This window comes from Stenotrophomonas rhizophila (genome assembly GCF_003651185.1).
In the GTDB taxonomy this organism is placed as follows: domain Bacteria; phylum Pseudomonadota; class Gammaproteobacteria; order Xanthomonadales; family Xanthomonadaceae; genus Stenotrophomonas; species Stenotrophomonas maltophilia_Z.
In genome coordinates, this window is sequence record NZ_RCDC01000005.1 from 169,981 (window position 1) to 192,673 (window position 22,693).

Genomic DNA, 22,693 nt, shown 5'->3' on the forward strand with positions numbered 1-22,693 from the left:
TCAACAGACTGTGAGGATCGTGACACACGGCCACGCCCATCCCCACCTGTTCGTTTGCGGAGTCGTCAGTGAATCGTTGTGTGCTTGCTGTAGCGGTGTTGTCCGTCCTTACCTTCGCCACGGCCGCCGATGCGCGCGCCGAGGCCGCCCCGGCAGGGACTGCTGCGGCCCCCGCCACCCTGGACACGATGATCGTCACCGGCACGCGCGGCAGCAACCGCACGCAGTTCGATACGCTGGCCCCGGTGGACGTGTTCTCGCAGGAAGAGATCCAGGCGATCGAGTCCTCCGACCTCAACGACGTGCTGGCCCAGTTGGTGCCGTCGTTCGTGGTCCAGCGCATGCCGATGAACGACGGGCTGGTGTTCGTGCGGCCGGCCACGCTGCGCGGCCTTTCGCCGGACCAGACCCTGGTGCTGGTCAACGGCCGCCGCTTCCATCGCTCGGCGCTGCTGGGCGCGCGCGGCGCGCAGGGGCCGGACCTGGCCCAGATTCCGGTGCACGCCATCCAGCGCATCGAAGTGCTGCGCGATGGCGCGTCGGCGCAGTACGGCTCGGACGCCATCGCCGGGGTGATCAACATCATTCTGGATGACCGCGTCGGCGGGGAGCTGTCGCTGGGTCTGTCCGAATACAGCGAAGGCGATGGGACCGGTCGCAAGATCGGCGGCCGCCACGGGTTCGCGCTGGGTGACAAGGGCAGCCTGTCGCTGTTCGCCGACTGGGACAGATCCGATGCGACCTCGCGCAGCCGCCAGCGCGCCGATGCGATCGCCTTCCAGAACGCCCACCCGGATCTGGTCGTGCCCGATCCGGTGCAGCGCTGGGGCCAGCCGGACCTGGAAAACCGCCATTTCGGCTTCAACCTCAACCTGGCCTTGAACGACAGCGTCGATCTCTACGGCTTCGGTCTGTACGGGCACAGCGAGGGCGTCAGTGATTTCAACTGGCGCAATCCCGATGGCACTGCCTCGGTCTACAACCGCAGCCGTGTGTTCCCCGGTTGGGATGCGCGCAGCCTGTACCCGACCGGCTTCAGCCCGAAATACGGCAACGAACAGGACGACCTTCAGGGCGTACTCGGTCTGCGCGGCTACTGGGGCGAACGCTGGCGCTGGGATGTGAGCGGCTCCTACGGGCGCAACCGCATCGACTACACGCTGGGCAACTCGATCAATGCCTCGCTCGGCCCGGACAGCCCCACCTCGTTCTACCTCGGCCGCCTCTCGCAGGAAGAGAAGAACCTCAACGCGGATATCGTCTATTCGCTGCCGGTCAGCGCGCTGGCCGCACCGATCAACATCGCCTTCGGCGCCGAGACGCGCGAGGAAACCTACGGGGTGGATGCCGGTGATCCGGCGTCGTATGCGATCGGCCCGGGGGCGGTGACCGGGCTGGCCGGGGGCGCCAACGGTGCGCCGGGCTTCAGCGCGGCCAATGCCGGCCGCTGGAGCCAGCGCAGCCGCGCGGCCTACATCGATGTCGAAGCACCGTTGACCGCCCGCTGGACCGTCGGCGCGGCGACCCGTTACGAGCACTTCTCCGCCTTCGGTGAAAGCCTGGACGGCAAGCTCTCCAGCCGCTTCGAGTTCACCCCGGACCTGGCCGTGCGCGGTTCGCTTTCCACCGGCTTCCGTGCGCCCACGCCGGGCCAGCTCTACACGCAGAGCACCCAGCAGGGCCTGGACACCGTGACCCTGCAGGTGTTCACCACCGGCCGCCTCTCGCCCAGCGATCCGCTGGCGATCCAGCTCGGTGCCCAACCGCTCAAGCCGGAGCAGTCGCGCACCGCCTCGCTGGGGCTGACCTGGAAGAACGAGCTGGGCTTCTCCGGCTCGGTGGACCTGTACGACATCAAAGTCACCGATCGTTTCAGCCAGTCGGCCTCGTTCGCAGTGCCGGCCGGCGTGCCCAATCCGCTGGCGTACACCTCGGTGAGCTTCTACACCAACGATTTCGACACCACCACGCGCGGTGTCGACGTGGTCGCCAGCCACACCACCGCGCTCGGCGCGGGACGGTTGAGCACCACGCTGGGCTACAACTACAACCAGACCCAGGTCGACAGTGGTGCCACCGGCGTGGCCACCAATGAAAGCCAGCGCCGCATCTTCGAAGAGCGCCTGCCGCGGCAGAAGGCCACGCTCAGCAGCACGTATGCGTGGGGCCGCTTCAGCGTGCTCGGCAAGCTGCGATACTACGGGGCATGGACGGACTCTTCGGGCAATGCCACCGGCGACATCTTCCAGCGCTTCGGGGCGATGAGCTTCGTCGATCTGGCCGTGAGCTGGAATGTCACCGAGCAGCAGACGCTGCGGATCGGCGCGGACAACCTGTTCAACCGCTATCCGGACGAGGCCAGCTTCCAGGCCAGCCGTGGCCTGATCTATTCGCGGAACGCGCCGTATGACACCGACGGCCGCAACCTCTACGCCGAATACCGGATCCGCTACTGATGGACCGGCAACGACGCTCTCTTCTGCGTGGCGCACTGGCCCTGCCAGTCGCCGCGGCACTGTCCGGTGCGACTGCCATGGGCGCTGAGCCGATGACGCTGCCGGCAGTGGGCACGCGCACGCCGGCCGAGCTGGCCGCCGACGAAACCTGGTGGGCCCAGGTGCGCGCGCTGTACGACCTCACCGACGAGGTCGTGATGCTGGACAACGGCTACTGGGGCGCGATGGCGCGCCCGGTGCTGCAGGCCTACCAGCAGGCCACCGCCACGGTGAATGCCGGTAACGCCTGGTTCGGGCGGCTGGCGTTTCCACCGCTGTTCGAACAGGCCCGCGTGCGCCTGGCACAGGTGCTGGGCGTGGAGACCGACGAGATCGTGCTCACGCGTGGCGCCACCGAGGCGATGCAGGTGCTGATCGGCAGCTACCGCGGGCTGTCGCCGGGCGATGCGGTGATGTACGCCGACACCGACTACGACAGCATGATCAGCGCGATGCAGTGGCTGCAGGCGCGGCGCGGGGTGCAGCCGGTGGCGATCACGCTGCCCGAGCCGTTCGACCACGACAGCATCGTGGAGACGTACCGCCGCGCGCTGACCGCCAACCCGCGCGTGCGCCTGCTGCTGCTGACCCACGTCAACCACCGCAACGGCATGCTGCTGCCGGTGGCCGAGATCGCCGCGCTGGCCAGGGCGGCCGGCGTGGAGGTGGTACTCGACGCCGCGCACGGCATTGGCCAGGTGGACACGCCGCTGCGCGCGTTGGGCGTGGATTTCATCGGGATCAACCTGCACAAGTGGATCGGCGCGCCGGTCGGTGTCGGGGCGGTATATGTCCGCCGCGGGCGGGTGCGTGACCTGGATCCGTACATGGGGGAGCAGGACCACGACGACATCCGCACCCGCGTGCACACCGGCACGGTCAATTTCGCCGCTTACATGGCGCTGCCGGCCGCACTGGGCCTGCACGAGCGCATCGGCGTGGCCAACAAGCGGGCGCGCCTGCTGCGCCTGCGCAATCAGTGGATGGACGCGTTGCGCGGCGACGCGCGCATCCAGCTGCTCGGCTCGGACGACCCGCGCCTGTCCAGTGCGATCACCTCGTTCCGGCTGCGTGGGCAGACCACGATGCGCGACAACACGGCCACCTCGCAGCGGATGGTGAAGCAGTCCGGCGTGTTCGTGGTGCCGCGCGAAGGGCTGGCCTCGGGCGCCTGCCTGCGGGTGACGCCAGGCATCTTCAGTACGCCGGCGCAGATGGACGCACTGGTGGCGGCGGTACGCGCGGTCGCGGGCTGACGTACCCAACGACGCTGGCGGTGTTTCCGCCAGCGTCGCCAGCCGACGCGAGCGGTTATCGCGTTACCAGTGGAACCATACCGTCAGTGCATGCAGGATCACGCCGATCAGGCCACCGACCAGGGTGCCGTTGAAACGGATGAATTGCAGGTCGCGGCCGACGCTCAGTTCCAGCTGCTCGACCAAGTGGCGTTCGTCCCAGCTTTTGACGGTCTGTGCGATGTGCTCGGTCACGCCGCTGCGCAGCCGCGTGGTCAGGCGCTCGGCACCGTCCATCAGGTGCTGGTTGAGCGCCTCGCGCAGCGACGGGTCGGCCTGCAGTGCCTCGCCCACCGAGGCCAGGCTGCGGCGCAGATGGCCGGCCAGTGCGGAGTCCTCGCTGGCCAGGTCGGCTCGCAGGCTGGCATGGATGCGCGCCCACAGGCCCTGCACGTACTCCTGCACGGCCGGGTGGTCGATCACCTGCTGCTTGAGCTGTTCCACCTTCTCGGCCAGGGCCGGGTCTTCGCGCAGCCGCTGGATGTAATCGCTCAGCCAGGTTTCGTAATCGCGCCGCAGCGGATGCTCGGGCTGGGCCAGGATCTGCTGCAGTTCCTCCAGCACCGCATGCGCCAGGCGCTCGGCAAGGGTGTCACCGATCTCATCGATCGGCTTGACCCAGTTGACCGTGCTGGCCAGCTTGGGCCACTCGCGCTGGATGTAGCCCACGATCAACGTGGACGCGCGGTCTTTGACCTTCTCGTTACCCAGCCATTCGCTGATCCGGGTCAGGCCTTCGTCCAGCACGCGCTGGTGGCGGTTGTCGGCGGTGAGCAGGCCGAGCAGTTCCCCGGCGGTGGCGGCCGCATTCCATTGCCGCAGCTGCTGGATCACGAAGCCCTGGATGCTGCGCCGGACGGCCGCTTCATCGAGGAAGTCCAGCGCCTGCAGGGCCCAGCCGCGCGCCATGTCGGCCAGCATGCGGGCTCGCGCCGGCTCGGCCAGCCAGCTGCCCAGGCGGCTGGCTGGATCGAATACCTGCAGCCGGGCCAGCAGGGCCTGCGGTTCCAGGAACTGGTCGCGCACGAACAGCGCCAGGCTGTCGGCAATGCGGTCCTTGCTGCGCGGGATGATCGCGGTATGCGGGATGGGCAGGCCGAGCGGCCGACGGAACAGGGCCACCACCGCGAACCAGTCGGCCAGCGCGCCGACCGCGGCAGCCTCGCAGAAGGCCGAGACCCAGGCCCAGATGCCGCGTTCGCCGTGCCAGTGGCTGACCGCGAAGCCGGCCAGCATCGCCACCAGCATGGCCAGGGCGATCAGTTTGAGCCGACGCAGCTGGGCGCGGCGCGGGTCGGGAGGGGAGGTGGGCGTCATTGCGGCAGTTTAACGACCCCGGCATGAGCAACAGGTAGTGCCGGCCGCTGGCCGGCACTACACCGGATCAGGCGTCGGCCATCCCGCTGTCCGCCACCTGCTTGCGCAGCGCGGCCAGCTGCTGGCGCAGGGTGTCGTTTTCCAGGGTCAGCGCGATGATGCGCTGGCGCAGCTCGGCAGGGCCTTCGCCCAGGGCGTTGAGCGCATCGGCGATCTCGGCGGCGCGGCTGGGGTCGGCCTCGGCCTCGCCGTCGGCACTGTGCAGCACCTCCTGGACCGGCTTGCGCGGCTTGCGCTTGGACTCGCGCACGCGCTTGGCGGCCTGCTTGAGCTCGTCCTTGCCGGCGGCGGCCGCGGCGCGCTGCTCGTCTTCGGGCAGATCAGCCACGGCGGCTGCGGCGCTGATCGAGATCACACCGGTCTTGACCGCTTCCACCAGCTCCGGTGCGGCCTGCTTGTGGATGCGCTCGATCATCGTCACCTGGCTGCTGCTCAGGCGCGCTTCGCGGGCCATGTCGGCGCGGCTGACCTTCGGCGCGGCGGCCCACGGCGGGCTGTCTTCGTCACCGGCATCGGCCGGCCCGCTGATCTCGCCGTCGCTTTCCTTCTGCAGCTGGGCCTGGTCGGCGCGGTGGCGCTCGGCCAGGATGTCGCGCTTGCGCAGCGCCAGCACGCCACGCTGGAAATCGGAGACGCTGCGGCGCCCCAGGTGCTGTTCGATCATCCACAGGTGGACGTCATCCATCGACTGGAAGCGGGTGTTCTGGATCGTCTGGAACGGCAGGCCGTGCTTCTGGCAGATGCCGTAGCGGTTGTGGCCATCGACCAGTACCTCGCCCCACAGCACCAGCGCATCGCGGCAGCCCTCTGCGAGGATGCTGCGCTCCAGCGCGTCGTGCTCGTCCGGGGTCAGCGGGTCGATGTAGGCCTTGAGTTCTTCTTTGACGACAATGTCCATGCAATCCGGTACGCGAGCGAAACGTGACCGACCATTGTAAGGATCGCGGCGGTCGCCGTCGTCGCCGGCGGATTCAGCCTCAGCCGGTGGCGCGGATCATCTCGCCCAGTACGTCCACGATCCGGTCGATATGGCTGCGCTCCAGTATCAGCGGGGGCGACAGCGCAATCACATCGCCGGTGCAGCGCACCAGCAACTGGCCATCGCGGAAGCAGCGCTCGAACACCTCGTAGCCACGCGCGCCGGGGGCGTCCTTGCGCGGCATCAGCTCGACAGCACCGATGAGCCCAAAATTACGGATATCCACCACATGCGGCAGCCCGCGTAGGCTGTGCAGTCGCTCCTGCCAGTAGTCGCCCAGCTCGATGGCGCGCTCGAACAGATGCTCTTCGGCGTAGGTATCCAGCGCCGCCAGGGCCGCTGCGCAGGCCAGCGGGTGGCCGGAATAGGTGTAGCCGTGGAAGAACTCGATGGCGGCCGGCGGCCCCTGCATGAACGCGTCGTGGATCGCATCGCTGGCCAGCACCGCGCCCATCGGCACCGCGCCGTTGGTCAGCCCTTTGGCCAAGGTCATCAGGTCCGGGGTAACCCCGAAGCGCTGCGCAGCGAAGGCGTTGCCGACCCGTCCGAAACCGGTGATCACCTCATCCAACACCAGCAGGATGCCGTGCTGGTCGCAAATCTCGCGCAGGCGCTGCAGGTAGCCCGGTGCGGGCAGGATCACCCCGGCCGAGCCGGCGATCGGCTCGACGAACACCGCCGCGATCGTGGACGCATCGTGCAGTGCGATCAAACGCTCCAGGTCGTCTGCGAGTTCGGCGCCGTGGCGCGGCAGGCCGGGACTGAAGGCATTGCGCTCCAGATCGAGCGTGTGGCGCAGGAAGTCGCTGCCGGCCAACAGCGGCCCGAACGTCTTGCGGTTGTTGGGCAGGCCGCCGATCGACAGGCCGCCGAAGCCCACGCCGTGATAGGCCTTTTCGCGGCCGATGAAGCGGGTGCGGTGGCCCTCGCCGCGCAAGCGGTGGTAGGCCAGCGCGATCTTCATCGCGGTGTCGACTGCTTCGGAGCCGGAGTTGGTGAAGAACACGTGGTTCAAGCTCGCCGGTGCCAGCGCAGCGAGGCGCTGGGCCAGCACGAACGGCAAGGGCGAGCCCATCTGGAACGGTGGCGCGAAATCCAGCGTGGCCGCCTGCTGCTGGATCGCCTGCACGATCCGCGGCCGCGCATGCCCTGCGTTGCAGCACCACAGGCCGGCCGCGCCATCCAGGATCGGGCGGTCGTCGACGTCGTGGTAATACATCCCCTCGGCGCGCACCAGCAGGCGCGGGGCGGCCTTGAACTGGCGGTTGGCGGTGAATGGCATCCAGTAGGCGTGGAGACTATCCGGCTGCGTGGTGGCCAGGACGCTGAGCGGCGGGGTCGGGGAGGGCATCGCAGACTCCAGAACGGCGGCGGTTGGTCCGACTGTAGCGTAGGGATGCTCCGCTCTGTCGTGTCGGACGACGGAAAATGAGCAGCAGGTTCAAGTGCCTCTCGGCGATTCCGCAAATGATTCACAGACGGAGTGGTTCGTCCGGCTTGAATCCAGATAAAAGCGGTGAACTGCTGCAGTCTGCACAACAATCGAAAAAAGGGGTGACGCCACCGCGGAATGAAGCGCAGGTGGATCACAAGACGCCGCGCGCAGCGGGTGGAACAAATGACCCAAGAAAACGCGCAGGTCCTGTCGAGGAAAGAAAACATACAGAAATCGGACAAAATAGAATGAGCAAGTTCAGTCAAGTTGGCCCAGCAATGGCGGCGATCGTTCGTGAGCATATTGCGAAATCAGGGGCGGTGATACTATGCGCAAATCGCGAGGTTCCAGAGGAACCCGCAGATAGCGGTTGGCAATTCTCTTGTGGTTCGATGGATGAAAATGTCGATGGCGCGGAGGTTTGGAGTGTTCGTGAGGTTCTGGATGTCGCGCCAGAGTTGGAGGTCTTTATCAATCTGCCGCCAGGTGTTGAGCTGAGTCGTGCTGGACCATCCAGCTTGTGGATTGCCACCAATACCGATGATCCTGTCAATGAGTGAACCGGGCAGTTCTTTGCATCGCTGAGGTGGGTGGCGGTCCTGGTGTGCCGCCGTGTAATCCATGTGAGTGATCCCGTGAGCATTGGAGCGATGATGCTGAAGAAGCTGCTCAAGACCTTCGCGATGATGGGGATTGCGCTCGCCATGGCGGCTCCCCACGCTCAGACGACGGTGCGCTACCTGCATACCGATGCGCTGGGTATGGTGGTGACGAAGACGGATGCCAACGGCAACGTTTGTCGAGCAGACTACGTTCGAGCCGTACGGGGCGATGGTGGTCGGCGCGGTGGCTGACGGCCCGGCGCGCCTTGTGAATAGCCCGGTGATAACTAAACACATGGGTAAGCTGAATGATTTTGTAGCAGGAGCGGCTGATAAGGGCTCTCCAGCGCCTCCTGCATCTTCGGCGGGTTTGGCCGGGGCGGCCGTGGGTGAGCGAATTGAGAGTATTGGCGGTGAGTAGCAAGAATGAAGACGGTTAATAGCCTGTTTGGTGTGATGTTCATTGTTTACGGGTTGTGTTTGATTTTTGGAGTTGGCGGCCAGCCTGGATTTCTCAAGGTAATTGACTTGTCAATTGATCCGGTTGGGTTTGGTGCCTTCTTCTTGCTGCTTGGAGTATGGATTGTGATGAACGATAAGAGGGGGGGCGCTTGATCAGACTGCTGTGGAAGTACTTCACTTCAATCTTGTTGATCTTATTCGGCTTGTCAGTCCTGATTGCTGATGCTGACAAGCCATACTCTGAGACAGTTCCGATAATTCTTGGTTCCTATCAAACCATTGTCGGGGCTGCTCTCCTGTTCGTTGGATTTTTGGTGGGATTCGCAATCCATCATTACTCAGGAGAGAGTAAGTGAGAGGGTGATCCCTCCGCTTTTAGCGGTCGCCAAAACTGGAACTACGCTCCCAGTGCAAGCCTCTGCATTGGCGTGATACCACCAATACTGCGCCGGGCCACACAAAACGGAGCACGGCAACTGGCGGCCCCGGCTACGCACACTCGCCTCACATCATCCCGTGATGGCGCCGGGTATAACCGCCTTACCCGACTGAGTGGATGAGGACGACGCCGATGACCACCGCACGCACCCGCGACGACTGGCAGCGCCAGGCCGATGCACTGACCTTCCAGGGCCAGGCGTTCATCGATGGACGCTACGTCGACGCGGCCAGCGGCGCACGTTACGACTGCATCAGCCCGATCGATGGCCGCGTGCTGGTGCAGGTGGCCGATGCCGATACGGCGGACGTCGACCGGGCGGTCGCGGCGGCGCGGCGCAGTTTCGATGCGGGCGACTGGTCGCGGGCTGCGCCCTCTCATCGCAAGCAGGTACTGCTGCGGCTGGCCGATCTGGTCGAACAGCACGCCGATGCGCTCGCGTTGCTGGAGACCCTGGATATGGGCAAGCCGGTACGCGATGCGCGCGAGGGCGATCTGGCCGGTGTCGTGCGCTGCCTGCGCTGGACCGCCGAGGCGGTGGACAAGGTGTACGGCGAGGTTGCCCCGACCGCGCTGGATACGCTGGGCCTGATCACCCGTGAGCCGGTGGGCGTGGTGGCGGTGATCGTGCCGTGGAACTTCCCGCTACTGATGGCAACGTGGAAGATCGCGCCAGCCTTGGCGGCGGGCAATTCCGTGGTGCTCAAGCCCTCCGAGCGCTCGCCGCTGAGCGCGATCCGGCTGGCCGCGCTGGTGGCCGAGGCGGGGGTGCCCGATGGTGTCTTCAATGTGCTTCCCGGCCATGGTGAGCGGACGGGCGAGCCGTTGGCGTTGCACATGGATGTGGATGCGCTGGCGTTCACCGGGTCTACCGCCGTGGGTCGCCGGTTGCTGCAATGCGCCGGGCAATCGAATCTCAAGCGCACCTGGCTGGAGTGCGGCGGCAAGAGCCCGAACCTGGTGTTCGCCGACGCGCCCGATCTGGACAAGGCTGCGCAGGCGGCAGCCACCGCGATCTTCTACAACCAGGGCGAGGTGTGTACGGCTGGCTCGCGTTTGCTGGTCCAGCGCTCGATCAAGGACGCGTTCGTTGCACGGGTGCTGGCGCATGGCCGGCATATGCAGCCGCAGCATCCCTTCGAGCCGGACGCCGCGATGGGCGCACTGGTCGACGAGGCGCACGCCGGGCGGGTGCTGGATTACGTAGCACGTGGTGAGGCCGATGGCGCGCGCCTGCTGCTGGGGGGCAAGCGGCTGGAGGTGGTGCCCGGTGGGAGCTACGTGGAGCCGACGGTATTCGATGAGGTTGATCCGCAGCACACCATCGCCCGCGAGGAAATTTTCGGGCCGGTGCTGTCGGTGCTGACGTTCGATCATGAAGGCGACGCCCTGCGCATGGCCAATGATTCGATCTATGGGCTGGCTGCTGGCGTATGGACGCGCGATCTGGGCCGCGCACATCGGGTGGCACGCGGGCTGCGCGCGGGCAGTGTGTGGGTCAATCAATGGGATGGTGGCGACATGACCGCCCCGTTCGGTGGCTACAAGCAGTCCGGCATCGGCCGCGACAAATCCCTGCACGCCTTCGACAAGTACACCGAGCTCAAGGCGACCTGGATTCATCTGGGCGGCTGACGCCGCTCAGCAGTCCTGGCTGTGGCGAATCAGCGACTCGCGCAGCAGGTCGCGATCCATTTCATCCACGGCGTTGCGCAGGTAGTCGATCTGCTGCCGCGTCAGGCGGCACGGGTCCACCGTGTAGCCCGGGGGCCACGCGCCGATCAGCTGGAAGATGCCGTGCACGATCTGCTCCGGGGTCATCCCGGCCTTCATGCGGAAGCGCTTGGGTTTGGGCTGGAATGCCGGGTGTACCTCGCGGTTGCCCAGCACGCGCGGAACCAGCAAGGCGGCATCGATGCCGTTGCCCATCAGCGAGCCCGGCACGCTCAGGTCCAGTGCGGCGCGTGGCGCCTGCGGATCCACCGCCGCAGCATGTGATGCGATGGTGGGCGTGGCCACGCGTGGCGCAGGCAAACGCTGCGAGGCGGCGGGCTGCGGCATAGGGGGCGCGGGAGTCGCCAAGGGTGGGGGAACCGGCGCAGGCAACGGCCGCGGCAGCCAGTACACCGCCAGGCGGGCGTCCTCCGCGACGCCACCGGGCTGCGGTGAACGCAGCAGCACGCCCAGCATCAGCCCGTGCACAACGATCACCACCGCGATGGCGGCCGGCTGCGCCCAGCGCGAGGGGGCGGTACTCTTCCGTGAGGCTGACATCCGGGACCGTCCTGGTGGGGTGACCGCGGTCAGACCCTGCGGTGCCGGGGAAGTTCCTGCCCGATGCGCAGGCCGCCGAGGCGGTCACAGGCTGACAGTCTCGTCTGCAACCATTGCGGCAGCCAGCGGAAGGCCGTGGCAGAATCCGGCAGCTGCCTTTTTCTGCGTACCCGATGTCCACACCTGCTGTCGCCCCTGTCGTGAACTCTCCCCGCCGCATCCTGCTGGCGAGCCTGATCGGCACCACCATCGAGTTCTTCGATTTCTATATCTACGCCACGGCGGCGGTGCTGGTGTTCCCGCACCTGTTTTTCCCGGAGAGCAGCGATGGTGCGGCGATGCTGCAGTCGCTGGCGACCTTCGCGGTGGCCTTCATCGCGCGGCCGGTCGGCTCGGCGGTGTTCGGTCACTACGGTGACCGCATCGGGCGCAAGGCGACGCTGGTCGCTGCGCTGCTCACGATGGGCATCTCCACCGTGGCGATCGGCCTGCTGCCCACGCATGCCAGCATCGGGTTGGTGGCGCCGGCCCTGTTGGCGCTGTGCCGCTTCGGCCAGGGCCTGGGGCTGGGTGGGGAGTGGGGCGGCGCCGTGCTGCTGGCCACCGAGAATGCGCCGCCCGGCAAGCGCGCCTGGTACGGCATGTTCCCGCAGCTGGGCGCACCGCTGGGCTTCCTGCTTTCGGCCGGCATCTTCCTGCTGCTGGGCCGCGCGATGAGCGAGGCCGACTTCCTGCAGTGGGGGTGGCGCGTGCCGTTCCTGGCCAGTTCGCTGCTGGTCGGCATCGGCTTGTGGGTACGCCTGAACATCCACGAGACCCCGCAATTCCAGGCCGCGCTGGACCGCAACGAGCGGGTCAAGCTGCCGATGTGGACGGTGCTGCGCGAACATCCGCTGACGCTGGTGCTGGGCACCCTGGGGGCATTCGCCACCTTCGTGCTGTTCTACCTGATGACGGTGTTCACCCTCGGCCATGGCACCACCGTGCTGGGCTACTCGCGCGAGCAGTTCCTGCTGCTGCAGATGGTCGGCATCCTGTTCTTCGCCGCCGGCATTCCCATTTCAGCCTTGTATGGCGACCGCTGGGGCACGCGCCGCACGATGATCGTGGCCAGCGGCCTGATCCTCGCCTTCGGCGTGGTGTTCGCGCCGCTGTTCCAGGCCGGCAGCCCGTGGCTGGTGCTCGGGTTCCTGGCGCTGGGGCTGTTCCTGATGGGCCTGACCTACGGCCCGTGCGGCACCTTCCTGGCCGAGATCTACCCGGTGCAGGTGCGCTATACCGGCGCCTCCTTGTCGTTCAACCTGGCCGGCATTCTCGGTGCCGCACCGGCGCCGTATGTGGCCACCTGGCTGGCCGAGCGCTATGGCCTGGTCGCGGTGGGCTATTACCTGTGCGTGACCGCACTGGTCACCATCGTTGCCTTGCTGGCGATGGGGCGGCGCGGGCGCTGATCAGCGGAAGAAGCGCTTGAGCGTGCGGCCCAGCCAACTACCCTGCTGGTGGTCGCGCGCGAACTGGTTGAGGTGTTGTTTGACCTGCGGCGCGTACGCCTTGTCATCGCCACGGATATGGTTGAACAGCCAGCGCGACAGCATCGTGCGCAGCTCGTCGGTGATGTCCTCACCGGCCTGGAAACGCAGCCGGTACTCGCCCACGCGCTTGCCGAAGATCTCGTGCACACGCTTGTGCGCCGAACAGAACGGGTACCCGGCTTCCTCCATCAGTTCTTCTTCGAAGGCGAAGTGGGACATCGTGTAGTCCACCAGTTCGTCGATGACCTCGGCCACGGCCAGCCGCTCCAGGCTCTTCTGGGCGACGTGCAGGTGGTTGAGCATCTCCACGATGCGCATGTGCTGGTGATCGATGACATCGATACCGATGTTCAGATCGTCCTGCCAGACCAGAAGTGCCATGGTGCGTTCCCCGCGCTGTTCAACTGGGGGCGACTCTAGGCAGTCGCGGCCGGGGCCGCGTTGATCTCGATCAAGGCGCCAGGGCAGGCTCGCGCTGGCGTGGGCCGGTTGCCACGGTAGCGCAGTGGACGCGATTGCGGCCGCCGGCCTTGGCCAGGTACAGCTGCCGGTCGGCCTCGGAAATCAGCCGGTGCAGGGAATCGCGCTGCGGCCGCAGGCAGCACAGCCCGATGCTGACCGTCATGCGCAGGGTGGTGTGGCCCAGGTCGACCTCCAGCGCGGCGATGGTCTGGCGCAGTTCGTCGAAGTACTGCACGGCCTGCACTTCATCCATGCCCGGTACCAGCAGGCAGAACTCCTCGCCCCCGAAGCGTGCGATCAGATCGTCCTCGCGCGCATGCTGGGCCACCGCTGCGGCCACCGCGCGCAGCGCATCGTCGCCGGCCTCGTGGCCATGGGTATCGTTGATGTGCTTGAAGTGATCGATGTCGATCATCGCCACCGCGACCTGTTCACCGTCCAGGTGCAGCTGCGGCAGCTGGCGCTGACTCTGCTCCAGGAAGCAGCGACGATTCGGCAGGCCGGTCAGGAAATCGCGGGTGGCCAGGTCCTGTAGCGTGCCGATCAGCTCGAGCTGATCCACGTTCTGCGAGACGCGGCAGAAGAACTCCTCGCGCGAGAAGGGCTTACGCAGGAAATCGTTGGCGCCGTTCTTGAGGAAGCGCGGAATCAGCGACGGATCGGTATTGCCGGAAATCCCGATCACGGCGAGCTTGTCGCGCGAGCGCATCGTGCGCAGACGGCGGGTGAATTCCACCCCCTCCATGCCGGGCATTTCCTGGTCGACCACGGCCAGCCGGATCGCCGGGTGGGCCTCGATCGCCTTGAGTCCCTCGGCACCGTCGGCGGCCTCGTAGACGTCGTGCCCGTACATGCGCAGCAAGGAGGCGGCGTACATCCGTGCCGACATCGAGTCGTCCACCACCAGCGCGGCAATGCGCCGGTTGCGCTCCAACCGCTGCACCAGCCACACCAGATAATCGATGCTGCCCGGAGTGTTCTTGAGCACGTAATCGATGATCTGCTGCTGCAGCACGCGCTTGCGCAGATCCTCGTCATACACGCCGCTGACCACCACGGTGGGCAGCCCGCGCGACAGGAAGTAGTCCACCACGGTATCGCGGTCGCCATCGGCCAGCACCAGCCCGGTCAGGACCAGGAACCAGCCCTGTTCCTCATCCAGCAACCGCCCGGCCTCGGCCAGGCTGGTCGCCACCGAGACCGGCAGCTCCAACCGCTGCTCGATCGCCTCGCGCAGCATGCTGGTGAACGTGCGCGAGTTTTCCACCAGCAGGATCCGCTGGGGCAGGGCATCACCGGGGTCGCTGAGAACAGCGCCCTGCAACAGTGCCGGCATGAGGCGTACGCTCGATTCCGAGTGGGTCGGGACTGGTAGCGGCCGTTTCACATGCAACTTTAGGGGGAGGGGGTGCCGCGCAATGTCGCAGCCTCCGCCTGGCTGCCGTGTGGCTCGTCGTCCTGTGCTGGCGGCTCAGGCGGTCCCCGTTTGCTCGATGGACGTCCGCTTACGGTTACTATCGCTGAAGTTCCCCTCGACGTTTTAATCAGGAGGTAAATGTGCGCATTCCAAGGATTGTGGGTGTTGTGGGTGTCGTTATTCTCGCGTCGGTTCCGATGGTTGGAATGGCGCAATCGGACGGACACGGAACTCCTCTGGCGAGAAGTGGACTGGGTCAAGCGCAGCCAATGGCTGTCAACCTCAGTCAGGATCCGAACTGGCTCGTGTACGGATTCCAGCGTGACGGTATCTCGTACTTCCAGGTAAATGATCTCGCCGGACGCGTACAGCTGATTATCGGAAATACCGATGATGTGTTCTGGACACTGCCCGCCGGTGACGGCCGTGCTCGGGTGTCGTTGCCGACGCAGTACGTGCAGCATCCCACTAGCGCACCGAGGATTGAACTATATCGAGGACCCAACTTCTCGCTGGTACGCTATGGGCAGGGCGGCGACGCCGTGTGGGCTGTCGAAGCTGCAGATGAGCAGCACTAGAGACAGCTGACACGTTTGCTGTGACGTGCTGTCACCCGCAGGGTGACAGCACGTTGTTGAATGAAAAGCTGGGGGGCGGGGCTTCCTGCGAATAACCGTCATCGTTGGGTTCAACCCGCTGCAGGATGGGCCAGGACTCGATCAGGTTAATGCCCGACTATTGCCAAAGTCCGATGTTCTGCTGTCCGCCGAATCGCAATGAGCGGCTCTGTTGGATGAATGTGTTGGCGTTTCCACAAGCAGCATCCGGATTCGGTTTCGACGGCACTGTACTACGCCTCCGTAAGCGAGAGGCAAGCCCGCCAAATGCTCATTGACCAACGCGACGGTTGTGTCGGACAACGGCTGTGCCGAATCAAGAAGTGCAACCACTACAAGGATTCCCCGCTGTGACGCTCGCCCCCCGCATCGGGCGCGGACCATTACCTGCCCGAACTCATGTTCCAACAGCAGAGATACCGCGTCAATGAGCGCCCGATAGGCTGCCAGTTGCAGGCCTGTGCTCAACATGCAAGGGTCGCCTTCCAAGCGAGGCCGACTCACCCGGTTGCTCTGGTCCCAGGATTCACGCACGCCGCCGGCGTGCAGTGCAACGTAGAGGCCCAACTGATCCAATGCAGTGGGATAGACCATGCTTGCCTGTGTACGGAATTGCTGTGAGTGCACTGTTGCTGTGTTCAAAAGCCCACTTGCTATCTCATGGTGGCCCTGCGATTTCAGCCAGTTCACCACCTCCTTGAGAGATATCTCAATGCCGTCGCCGAGTTTCCTGAGATGGAGTGCACGCTCGCGAAGGCTCTTTTCACTTGCAATATGCGAATTTCTGGCCAGTTTCAGTGCATTTTTCTCGCCATCGTCACGGATCCGGTAATGATGATAGAAGTGCGTAATGCGTGAACCGAACAAGAGCAGAGCGATACTTGCAATAGCCATGACCATCTGGGTCGTAAAGGTCGTCGGATCAAATGCCAACGGATACGGTTTTGGTGTCGTAAGCCCAATGATGAGATTGAGTGATGGCACGGCTATCGCCGCTCCGCGCCAACCGAGCAGGCAGGTAAGGGCAATGGCCGGTAGCGCCATCAGCAACTGCAGACTCGTCTTGACCGTGGCTGATTCTGCGGGAATCAGTACCGAGGCCATGCCGGTCAGGATCATCAACGCCAGCGCAGCGATACTCGGTGTGAGGAAACGTCCTGTCCATGTCAGTTCGGTGCGCCGGCTTGCCCAAAGCAGGGCAAGCGGTACGACCGTCAGAATGCCGATGAAGTCGCCTACGATGTAGCGCGCCGCACCGGTAAGTAGTGGTACATCCGGGGTGGGCCAAAGCAAGTGCATAAGCACCAGATTCAACGAGGTGACAGCTACGGCCGATGCGGCCCCAACCGATAGTAGCCAGGCTTGGGTGGTGGCGGCCACCACCCTGCGATGCAGTCGCACGATCATTGCTACCGTGGGCATCAGTGAGACGGAGGCGAGGATGACCCACGTCAACCCGTACTTGTCGATCATCGGGTAACGCATCTGAGCAAAGTAGGCGTATTCGCCGAGGAACAGGTAGGGCCACAGCCGAGGCGGGCAGAGCAGCAGCGCAGCCACTCGTATACCCGCAGGCAGGTAGAACTGGTCGAGGGACAGTTTGCGCGCTCCCCAACATGCAAACGCATAGATGACCGCGAGAACAAGCCCGATCGGCTCGATCCGCAGATTCAACTGAAGTCCGTTTTTCCACCATTCTCCGCGCACCGGCTCCCCCTGTTCGTGCCTTCAACATCCCTGTGTAGCAATGCCGCGATTAGATTGGACGGTATATATACGCGCCCGATTATGCAATTGCGCAAACGGTCTGGCGCGATGGCGGCACAGGGTATGGATGGACGCACAGGCATGTGTCACGTTCATGGGCGTGACACATATCTCATTTTGGGGTGATGTCCTTCACGCCGGCTCTGGCGCCGGCGTTGGTGAGGCGCTGCAGTCACGCGGATGAATCCACCAACTCGAGGAACGCCTGTCTCAGTCACGGCAGGCGTTGATGTGACGCATTCTGCTCGGTTTCGTTGTTATGTGATCCGACGCGTGAAAGGCGTGGTAGGCACCGCCATAACATCTGCTGCCCCTCCCGTTTTGGAACCGCCGGAAAGTGGAAAGCCTGATTTCAGACGCCGCGCCCCGTCTCACTTTTCCGTCGCAGTGCGTCGGGCGAGCAGCCTACGGCACGACGATTGTCACAACGCCCCGGCAGACGGCCACTGAGCTCGGTGAGTGTCTGGAAATGTCGAATCGACGCAAGAGCTCGAACCCGCCGCCGCGCAGTACCCGGCCGGCACCGCCACCGAGCCCGCCACCCCGAAAGCCCCTTAAGCCCTCACCACAACGCGTCCCGCAGTTTGTACCAGGACATCGCCGCAACCAGCAGCGGGGTCCGCAGCATGCGCCCGCCGGGGAAGGGGCGGTGCGGAATGCGTTCGAATACATCCAGGCGCTCCGCCTGGCCGGCGATGGCTTCGGCCAGCACCTGGCCCGCCAGGCCCGCCGCGGCAACACCGTGGCCCGAGAAGCCCTGCGCGAAATAGACATTCGGGGTCAGTCGGCCCCAGTGCGGGGCGCGGTTGCGGGTGATGTCCACATAGCCGCCCCACACGTACTCCAGCTCCACGTCGGCCAGCTGCGGAAACACCGCGCGCATGCGCCGGGTCATCACACCGCGCAGGCCAGGCGGGGGCAGGGCGGAGTAGCTGGCTTGGCCGCCGAACAGCAGGCGGTGATCGCGGCTGAGGCGGAAATAGTCCAGTGCCCAGCTGACGTCGGCCACCGCCATGCCGTTGCGGATCAGCGATTCCGCCCGCGCCTGCCCAAGGACCGCACTGGCACCGATATAGGTGCCGACCGGCATGATCCGCGATTCCAGCTCCGGCGCGATGCCCTCCAGCCAGGCGTTGCCGGCGATCACCACGTGGTCGGCGCTGACCGTGCCGTGTGCGGTACGCAGCTGCGGCCGGGGCCCGCGGATCAGCTGCAGGACCGGGGACTGCTCGTGGATCACCGCGCCGGCCGCCTCCGCGGCACGGGCCAGCCCCTGCGCGTAGGCCAGCGGATGCAGGTGGCCGCTGTGGGGATCGAACATCGCCCCGCGATAGCGGGGGCTGTCCAGCTGCCCGCGCAGCTGCGTGCGGTCCCACCATTGCAGGGGATAGTCGTAGCGCTGGGCCAGATCGATCAGCCCGGCGCGCAGCATGCGCTCCTGGCGGGGTTTGATCGGCACGCTGGCGTGGCCATCGCGCCAATCGCACTCGATCTGGTGATGGGTGATGCGATCACGCAGCAGGCGCATGCCATCGCGCGAGAACTCGAACAGCGCCCGCGCGTCTTCAGCACCCACCAGATGCTCGAGCGTATCCACTTCGCAGCCGTAGCCGACGATCGCCTGGCCACCGTTGCGGCCGGACGCACCCCAGCCCACGCGGTGCGCCTCCAGCAGCACGACGCGATAACCGCGCTCGGCCAGGGTCAGGGCGGCGGACAGGCCGGTGTAGCCGGCACCCAGCACGCAGACATCGGCGCTGAGATCGCCCGTCAACGGTTCACGTAGCGGCGCGCCCGGCACGCTGTCGGCGTACCAGCTGGGTGCATGCGCCTCGCCGGCAGCCGTCATGCCGGGCACCGGCGGGAAGAGGACAGGACAACAATCATGGACAAAGGATGCCAGCAACCGGCGCGCGGGACAGGGGTCAGTCTGTCGCAGCTACTGCCGCCGGCGTGTGAGGGGCGCGCGCGCCGGCGGTGGCGCGCTGTGTTGCGCGAGGTCTGCGCACGGGGGTAACGTGGCTGCAGGTCATCCGAGCATGACGCATGGTCTCGCCCCCTTGGGTCGGCCTGCCCACCGACAGCACGATGCTGGGCCATCACCGCTTCGCGGCGGCGGGTGAGAAGTACATCCGCGCGCTGGCCGAAGCGGCCGGTGTTACCCCGGTGCTGCTGCCCAGCCTGCAGCCGCCGTTGCCGGCCGCGCATTGGCTGAGCCGCCTGCACGGCCTGCTGCTGACCGGCGCGGTGAGCAATATCGAACCGCATCTGTATGCCGGGCCCCCGAGCTGGCCCGGCAACCGCCATGATCCGGCGCGCGATGCGAACGCGCTCTCCCTGTTGCATGAGGCGCTGGCCCGCGACCTGCCCGTGCTGGCGATCTGCCGGGGTTTCCAGGAATTGAACGTCGCGCTCGGTGGCAGTCTGCACCCGCGCGTGCACGCGGTGCCGGGCATGAACGATCATCGTGAAGACCCGCAGGCGCCGGTCGAGGTGCACTATGGGCCGGCGCATGCGGTCCAGCTGTGTGAGGGTGGTTGGCTGGCCGGCTGGGCCGGCGCGCCCACGGCACGGGTCAATTCCGTGCACGGGCAGGGCATCGATCGTTTGGCCGAGGGCCTGCAGATCGAGGCCGTCGCTGAGGATGGCCTGATAGAAGCCGCCCGCAGCACCGCGCATCGTTTCGTGCTTGGGGTGCAGTGGCATCCGGAGTGGCGGGTGTCCGACAATTCGTTCTATCACAGCATTTTTCACGCTTTCGGCGATGCTTGTCGCCGCAACTCTCTTACAGCAGACCGGTCATGACCACCCGAACGCGTTCGCGCAAAGCCGCCGCCCCCAAGCCTGTTCCGCAGGAGAGCACGCTGCTGCGCTGGCTCAAGGACCGGCGTATCACCGAGGTGGAGTGCCTGGTGCCGGATATCACCGGCAACGCGCGCGGCAAGATCATTCCGGCCGACAAGTTCTCGCACGATTACGGCACACGTCTGCCGGAGGGGATATTCGCCACCACGGTCACCGGCGAATTCCCGGACGACTACTACGAGCTGACCTCGCCCTCGGACTCGGACATGATCCTGCGCCCGGATGCCGATACGGTACGGATGGTGCCCTGGGCGACCGATCCGACCGCGCAGGTCATCCACGACTGTTTCACCAAGACCGGTGAGCCGCATGAGCTGGCCCCGCGCAATGTGCTGCGGCGCGTCCTCAATGCCTATGCCGAACTGGGCCTGCGCCCGGTGGTGGCACCGGAGCTGGAGTTCTTCCTGGTCCAGAAGAACACCGACCCGGATTTCCCGCTGCTGCCGCCGGCCGGCCGCTCCGGGCGTCCTGAAACCGCGCGCCAGTCGTACTCGATCGATGCGGTGAACGAGTTCGATCCGATCCTCGATCTGATGTACGACTACTGCGATGCGATGAAGCTGGACGTGGATACGCTGATCCATGAATCCGGCGCCGCACAGCTGGAGGTCAACTTCACCCACGCCAATGCGATGGATCTGGCCGATCAGGTATTCCTGTTCAAGCGCACCATGCGTGAGTCGGCGATGCGCCACGGCATCTATGCCACCTTCCTGGCCAAGCCAATGGAGAACGAGCCGGGCAGTGCGATGCATATCCACCAGAGCCTGCTGCGGATCAGCGATGGCAGCAACGTATTCACCGGCGAGCATGGCGGTGAGGATTTCAGCCCGTTGTTCGGCCATTACCTGGCTGGCCTGCAGAAGTACGTCCCGGCGGCGATGGCGTTTTTCGCTCCGAACGTGAACTCCTACCGCCGGCTGATGTTCGGCGAGGTTTCCCCAAGCAACGTGCACTGGGGCTTCGACAACCGCACCTGCGGGCTGCGCGTGCCGCTGGATACGCCGGAGAACATGCGGGTGGAAAGCCGGTTCGCCGGTTCGGATGCCAACCCCTACCTGGCCATCGCCGCGACCCTGGCGGCTGGGCTGCTGGGCATCCGCGAGCAAGGCTCCCCGACCGCGCCGATCAGTGGCAGCGCCAAGGAGCTGGGCTATGACCTGCCGCGCTCGCTGGGCGAGGCGCTGGACGGGCTGGAAGCCTGCCCGGAACTGCGCGAGATGCTCGGCGAGCGCTTCTGCCGCGCCTACGTGTCGGTCAAGCGCAAGGAATACGAGACCTTCTTCCGGGTGATCAGCTCCTGGGAGCGCGAGTTCCTGCTGCTCAACGTCTGACCCGAGGCACCTGATCCGGCATGGCCGTGAGGGCCATGTGCTGGGAAAATGGGGGCATGCCCGGTAGGCTGGCACCCGTTGCGCCGGTCCGGCCGGTTCCCCCCAACTCGCACCTGACCTGTGGAGAGTCCGATGAAGCTGCGAATCCTCACCCTCGGCATTGCCGTATCCGTGCTGACCGCCTGTGGCGGCGGTGACAAGCAGGACGACGCCAAGGTGCTGAACGTCTACAACTACAGCGATTACATCGCCGAAGACACCATCCCGAACTTCGAAAAGGCCACCGGCACCAAGGTGACCTATGACGTGTTCGACAGTGATGAGATGGTCGAAACCAAGCTGTTGGCCGGCAACAGCGGCTATGACGTGGTGGTGCCAACGCTGAACTTCTTCGGCCGCCAGATCAAGGCCGGCGTGTTCCTGCCGCTGGACAAGAGCAAGATCCCGAACCTGGCCAATCTCGACCCGGAGGTGATGAAGCGCATCGCCCAGCAAGACCCGGGCAACGAGTACGGCGTGCCGTACATGATCGGCACCACCGGCATCGGCTACAACGTGGAGCTGCTCAAGCAGCGCTTCGGTGGCAGCACCGACATCGCCAACAGCTGGGATCTGATCTTCAAGCCGGAAAACATCGCCAAGATGAAGGACTGCGGGATCACCATCCTGGATACGCCGTCGGACATGATCCCGATCGCACTGCACTACCTGGGCGAAGATCCGCACAGCCAGGACCCGGTCACGCTGGAGAAGGCCGCCGCGCTGCTCAAGACGATCCGCCCGTACGTGCAGAACTTCCACTCCTCGCAGTACGTGGGCTCGCTGGCCAACGGCGGCACCTGCCTGGTGGTGGGCTGGTCCGGTGACATCATCCAGGCGCGTGACCGTGCAGCTGAAGCCTCCAATGGCGTGACCGTGGCCTACTCGATCCCGCGCGAAGGTGGCCCGCAGTGGTTCGACATGCTGGCCATCCCCAAGGATGCCAAGCACCCGGAGGCCGCCTACGCCTTCATCAACTACCTGCTGGAGCCGAAGGTCGCCGCGGCCAACACCAACTTCATCCATTACGCCAACCCGGTGACCGCGGCCACGCCGCTGGTGGACGAATCGATCCGCACCGACCCGACCATCTACCCGCCGGCCGATGTGGCGGCGAAGATGTTCACCTATTCGATCAACACGCCGGAAGTGGACAAGCTCTACACCCGGTTGTGGACCGAGGTGAAAACCGGGCGCTGACCGCCCCCGCGACGCCGGCCCCGCGCCGGCGTCGTCGTTTCAGGGGGTAGGACATGACGCGGCCACCACCGGTAAAATGGCATTCTCCCCCCGTCCCGCCGC

At 65.5% G+C, this 22,693-nt stretch carries 19 protein-coding genes; 11 read left to right on the forward strand and 8 right to left on the reverse strand.

Features of this window, described 5'->3' with window-relative positions:
• Positions 1–95: 95 nt before the first annotated feature.
• Both BCL79_RS12375 and BCL79_RS12380 read left to right on the forward strand, forming a co-directional pair.
• Positions 96–2,456, forward strand: a complete 2,361-nt coding sequence (locus BCL79_RS12375) for a TonB-dependent receptor plug domain-containing protein (RefSeq protein WP_121041591.1) — start codon at positions 96–98, stop codon at positions 2,454–2,456.
• The gene (locus BCL79_RS12380) at positions 2,456–3,751 is read left to right on the forward strand and encodes an aminotransferase class V-fold PLP-dependent enzyme (RefSeq protein ID WP_121041593.1); all 1,296 of its coding nucleotides are present in this window, start codon (positions 2,456–2,458) and stop codon (positions 3,749–3,751) included. The genes BCL79_RS12375 and BCL79_RS12380 overlap by 1 nt, the downstream gene beginning before the upstream one ends.
• Before the next feature lie 63 nt (positions 3,752–3,814).
• Here the strand turns inward: BCL79_RS12380 and BCL79_RS12385 are convergent, their stop codons facing one another.
• From BCL79_RS12385 to BCL79_RS12395, 3 genes are all read right to left on the reverse strand, one after another.
• Positions 3,815–5,107, reverse strand: coding sequence for a DUF445 domain-containing protein (locus tag BCL79_RS12385; RefSeq protein WP_070426981.1), 1,293 nt, complete (start codon positions 5,105–5,107; stop codon positions 3,815–3,817).
• A gap of 67 nt (positions 5,108–5,174) precedes the next feature.
• Complete coding sequence (locus tag BCL79_RS12390) at positions 5,175–6,065, reverse strand: plasmid replication/partition related protein (protein ID WP_121041595.1); 891 nt, start codon at positions 6,063–6,065, stop codon at positions 5,175–5,177.
• Positions 6,066–6,144: 79 nt separating this feature from the next.
• A complete protein-coding gene (locus BCL79_RS12395) occupies positions 6,145–7,509 on the reverse strand; it encodes an aspartate aminotransferase family protein (protein WP_428999462.1) in 1,365 nt (454 codons plus the stop codon).
• 65 nt (positions 7,510–7,574) lie between these two features.
• Here BCL79_RS12395 and BCL79_RS20100 point away from each other — a divergent pair, with 65 nt between their 5' ends.
• The 4 genes from BCL79_RS20100 to BCL79_RS12415 all read left to right on the forward strand — a co-directional run bounded on the left by BCL79_RS20100 (position 7,575) and on the right by BCL79_RS12415 (position 10,719).
• Positions 7,575–8,141 (forward strand): DUF2185 domain-containing protein, encoded by a 567-nt coding sequence (locus tag BCL79_RS20100; protein ID WP_147433895.1) that lies wholly within the window; start codon positions 7,575–7,577, stop codon positions 8,139–8,141.
• Positions 8,142–8,234: 93 nt separating this feature from the next.
• Positions 8,235–8,435, forward strand: coding sequence for a hypothetical protein (locus BCL79_RS12405; RefSeq protein WP_147433896.1), 201 nt, complete (start codon positions 8,235–8,237; stop codon positions 8,433–8,435).
• Between the two features lie 174 nt (positions 8,436–8,609).
• Complete coding sequence (locus BCL79_RS12410; RefSeq protein WP_121041603.1) at positions 8,610–8,798, forward strand: hypothetical protein; 189 nt, start codon at positions 8,610–8,612, stop codon at positions 8,796–8,798.
• 418 nt (positions 8,799–9,216) lie between these two features.
• Positions 9,217–10,719, forward strand: a complete 1,503-nt coding sequence (locus BCL79_RS12415; RefSeq protein ID WP_121041605.1) for an aldehyde dehydrogenase — start codon at positions 9,217–9,219, stop codon at positions 10,717–10,719.
• Between the two features lie 6 nt (positions 10,720–10,725).
• Here BCL79_RS12415 and BCL79_RS12420 read toward each other — a convergent pair whose 3' ends face one another.
• Positions 10,726–11,358, reverse strand: coding sequence for a hypothetical protein (locus tag BCL79_RS12420; RefSeq protein ID WP_121041607.1), 633 nt, complete (start codon positions 11,356–11,358; stop codon positions 10,726–10,728).
• 173 nt (positions 11,359–11,531) lie between these two features.
• On the opposite strand from BCL79_RS12420, the gene BCL79_RS12425 reads away from it, so the two are divergent.
• Positions 11,532–12,809, forward strand: coding sequence for an MFS transporter (locus tag BCL79_RS12425; protein WP_121041609.1), 1,278 nt, complete (start codon positions 11,532–11,534; stop codon positions 12,807–12,809).
• On the opposite strand, the gene BCL79_RS12430 is transcribed toward BCL79_RS12425, so the two are convergent.
• Positions 12,810–13,271, reverse strand: a complete 462-nt coding sequence (locus BCL79_RS12430; RefSeq protein WP_121041611.1) for a bacteriohemerythrin — start codon at positions 13,269–13,271, stop codon at positions 12,810–12,812.
• 70 nt (positions 13,272–13,341) lie between these two features.
• The gene (locus tag BCL79_RS12435) at positions 13,342–14,688 is read right to left on the reverse strand and encodes a diguanylate cyclase (protein WP_121041613.1); all 1,347 of its coding nucleotides are present in this window, start codon (positions 14,686–14,688) and stop codon (positions 13,342–13,344) included.
• Positions 14,689–15,038: 350 nt separating this feature from the next.
• Between BCL79_RS12435 and BCL79_RS12440 the strand changes: the two genes are divergently transcribed.
• Positions 15,039–15,347 carry a hypothetical protein gene (locus BCL79_RS12440; protein ID WP_259462167.1) on the forward strand — a complete coding sequence of 103 codons (309 nt, stop codon included), beginning with the start codon at positions 15,039–15,041 and terminating at the stop codon, positions 15,345–15,347.
• 141 nt (positions 15,348–15,488) lie between these two features.
• Here the strand turns inward: BCL79_RS12440 and BCL79_RS12445 are convergent, their stop codons facing one another.
• Positions 15,489–17,093 (reverse strand): MASE1 domain-containing protein, encoded by a 1,605-nt coding sequence (locus tag BCL79_RS12445; RefSeq protein ID WP_121041618.1) that lies wholly within the window; start codon positions 17,091–17,093, stop codon positions 15,489–15,491.
• 622 nt (positions 17,094–17,715) lie between these two features.
• Positions 17,716–19,002, reverse strand: a complete 1,287-nt coding sequence (locus tag BCL79_RS12450; RefSeq protein ID WP_121041620.1) for an NAD(P)/FAD-dependent oxidoreductase — start codon at positions 19,000–19,002, stop codon at positions 17,716–17,718.
• Positions 19,003–19,199: 197 nt separating this feature from the next.
• On the opposite strand from BCL79_RS12450, the gene BCL79_RS12455 reads away from it, so the two are divergent.
• The 3 genes from BCL79_RS12455 to BCL79_RS12465 all read left to right on the forward strand — a co-directional run bounded on the left by BCL79_RS12455 (position 19,200) and on the right by BCL79_RS12465 (position 22,591).
• Complete coding sequence (locus BCL79_RS12455) at positions 19,200–19,958, forward strand: gamma-glutamyl-gamma-aminobutyrate hydrolase family protein (RefSeq protein ID WP_121041622.1); 759 nt, start codon at positions 19,200–19,202, stop codon at positions 19,956–19,958.
• Entirely contained in the window at positions 19,955–21,352 is a 1,398-nt protein-coding gene (locus tag BCL79_RS12460) for a glutamine synthetase family protein (protein ID WP_121041625.1), read from the forward strand. Before BCL79_RS12455 ends, BCL79_RS12460 begins: the two co-directional genes overlap by 4 nt.
• Before the next feature lie 132 nt (positions 21,353–21,484).
• Positions 21,485–22,591 (forward strand): polyamine ABC transporter substrate-binding protein, encoded by a 1,107-nt coding sequence (locus BCL79_RS12465; RefSeq protein WP_121041627.1) that lies wholly within the window; start codon positions 21,485–21,487, stop codon positions 22,589–22,591.
• Positions 22,592–22,693: the final 102 nt, after the last annotated feature.

Coding starts and splice junctions, on each gene's coding strand:
- BCL79_RS12380 (WP_121041593.1), top strand. CDS start 2,456: ATGGACCGGCAACGACGCTCTCTTCTGCGTGGCGCACTGGCCCTGCCA.
- BCL79_RS12385 (WP_070426981.1), bottom strand. CDS start 5,107: ATGACGCCCACCTCCCCTCCCGACCCGCGCCGCGCCCAGCTGCGTCGG.
- BCL79_RS12390 (WP_121041595.1), bottom strand. CDS start 6,065: ATGGACATTGTCGTCAAAGAAGAACTCAAGGCCTACATCGACCCGCTG.
- BCL79_RS20100 (WP_147433895.1), top strand. CDS start 7,575: ATGAGCAGCAGGTTCAAGTGCCTCTCGGCGATTCCGCAAATGATTCAC.
- BCL79_RS12405 (WP_147433896.1), top strand. CDS start 8,235: ATGCTGAAGAAGCTGCTCAAGACCTTCGCGATGATGGGGATTGCGCTC.
- BCL79_RS12410 (WP_121041603.1), top strand. CDS start 8,610: ATGAAGACGGTTAATAGCCTGTTTGGTGTGATGTTCATTGTTTACGGG.
- BCL79_RS12415 (WP_121041605.1), top strand. CDS start 9,217: ATGACCACCGCACGCACCCGCGACGACTGGCAGCGCCAGGCCGATGCA.
- BCL79_RS12420 (WP_121041607.1), bottom strand. CDS start 11,358: ATGTCAGCCTCACGGAAGAGTACCGCCCCCTCGCGCTGGGCGCAGCCG.
- BCL79_RS12425 (WP_121041609.1), top strand. CDS start 11,532: ATGTCCACACCTGCTGTCGCCCCTGTCGTGAACTCTCCCCGCCGCATC.
- BCL79_RS12430 (WP_121041611.1), bottom strand. CDS start 13,271: ATGGCACTTCTGGTCTGGCAGGACGATCTGAACATCGGTATCGATGTC.
- BCL79_RS12435 (WP_121041613.1), bottom strand. CDS start 14,688: ATGCCGGCACTGTTGCAGGGCGCTGTTCTCAGCGACCCCGGTGATGCC.
- BCL79_RS12440 (WP_259462167.1), top strand. CDS start 15,039: ATGGCTGTCAACCTCAGTCAGGATCCGAACTGGCTCGTGTACGGATTC.
- BCL79_RS12450 (WP_121041620.1), bottom strand. CDS start 19,002: ATGACGGCTGCCGGCGAGGCGCATGCACCCAGCTGGTACGCCGACAGC.
- BCL79_RS12455 (WP_121041622.1), top strand. CDS start 19,200: ATGGTCTCGCCCCCTTGGGTCGGCCTGCCCACCGACAGCACGATGCTG.
- BCL79_RS12460 (WP_121041625.1), top strand. CDS start 19,955: ATGACCACCCGAACGCGTTCGCGCAAAGCCGCCGCCCCCAAGCCTGTT.
- BCL79_RS12465 (WP_121041627.1), top strand. CDS start 21,485: ATGAAGCTGCGAATCCTCACCCTCGGCATTGCCGTATCCGTGCTGACC.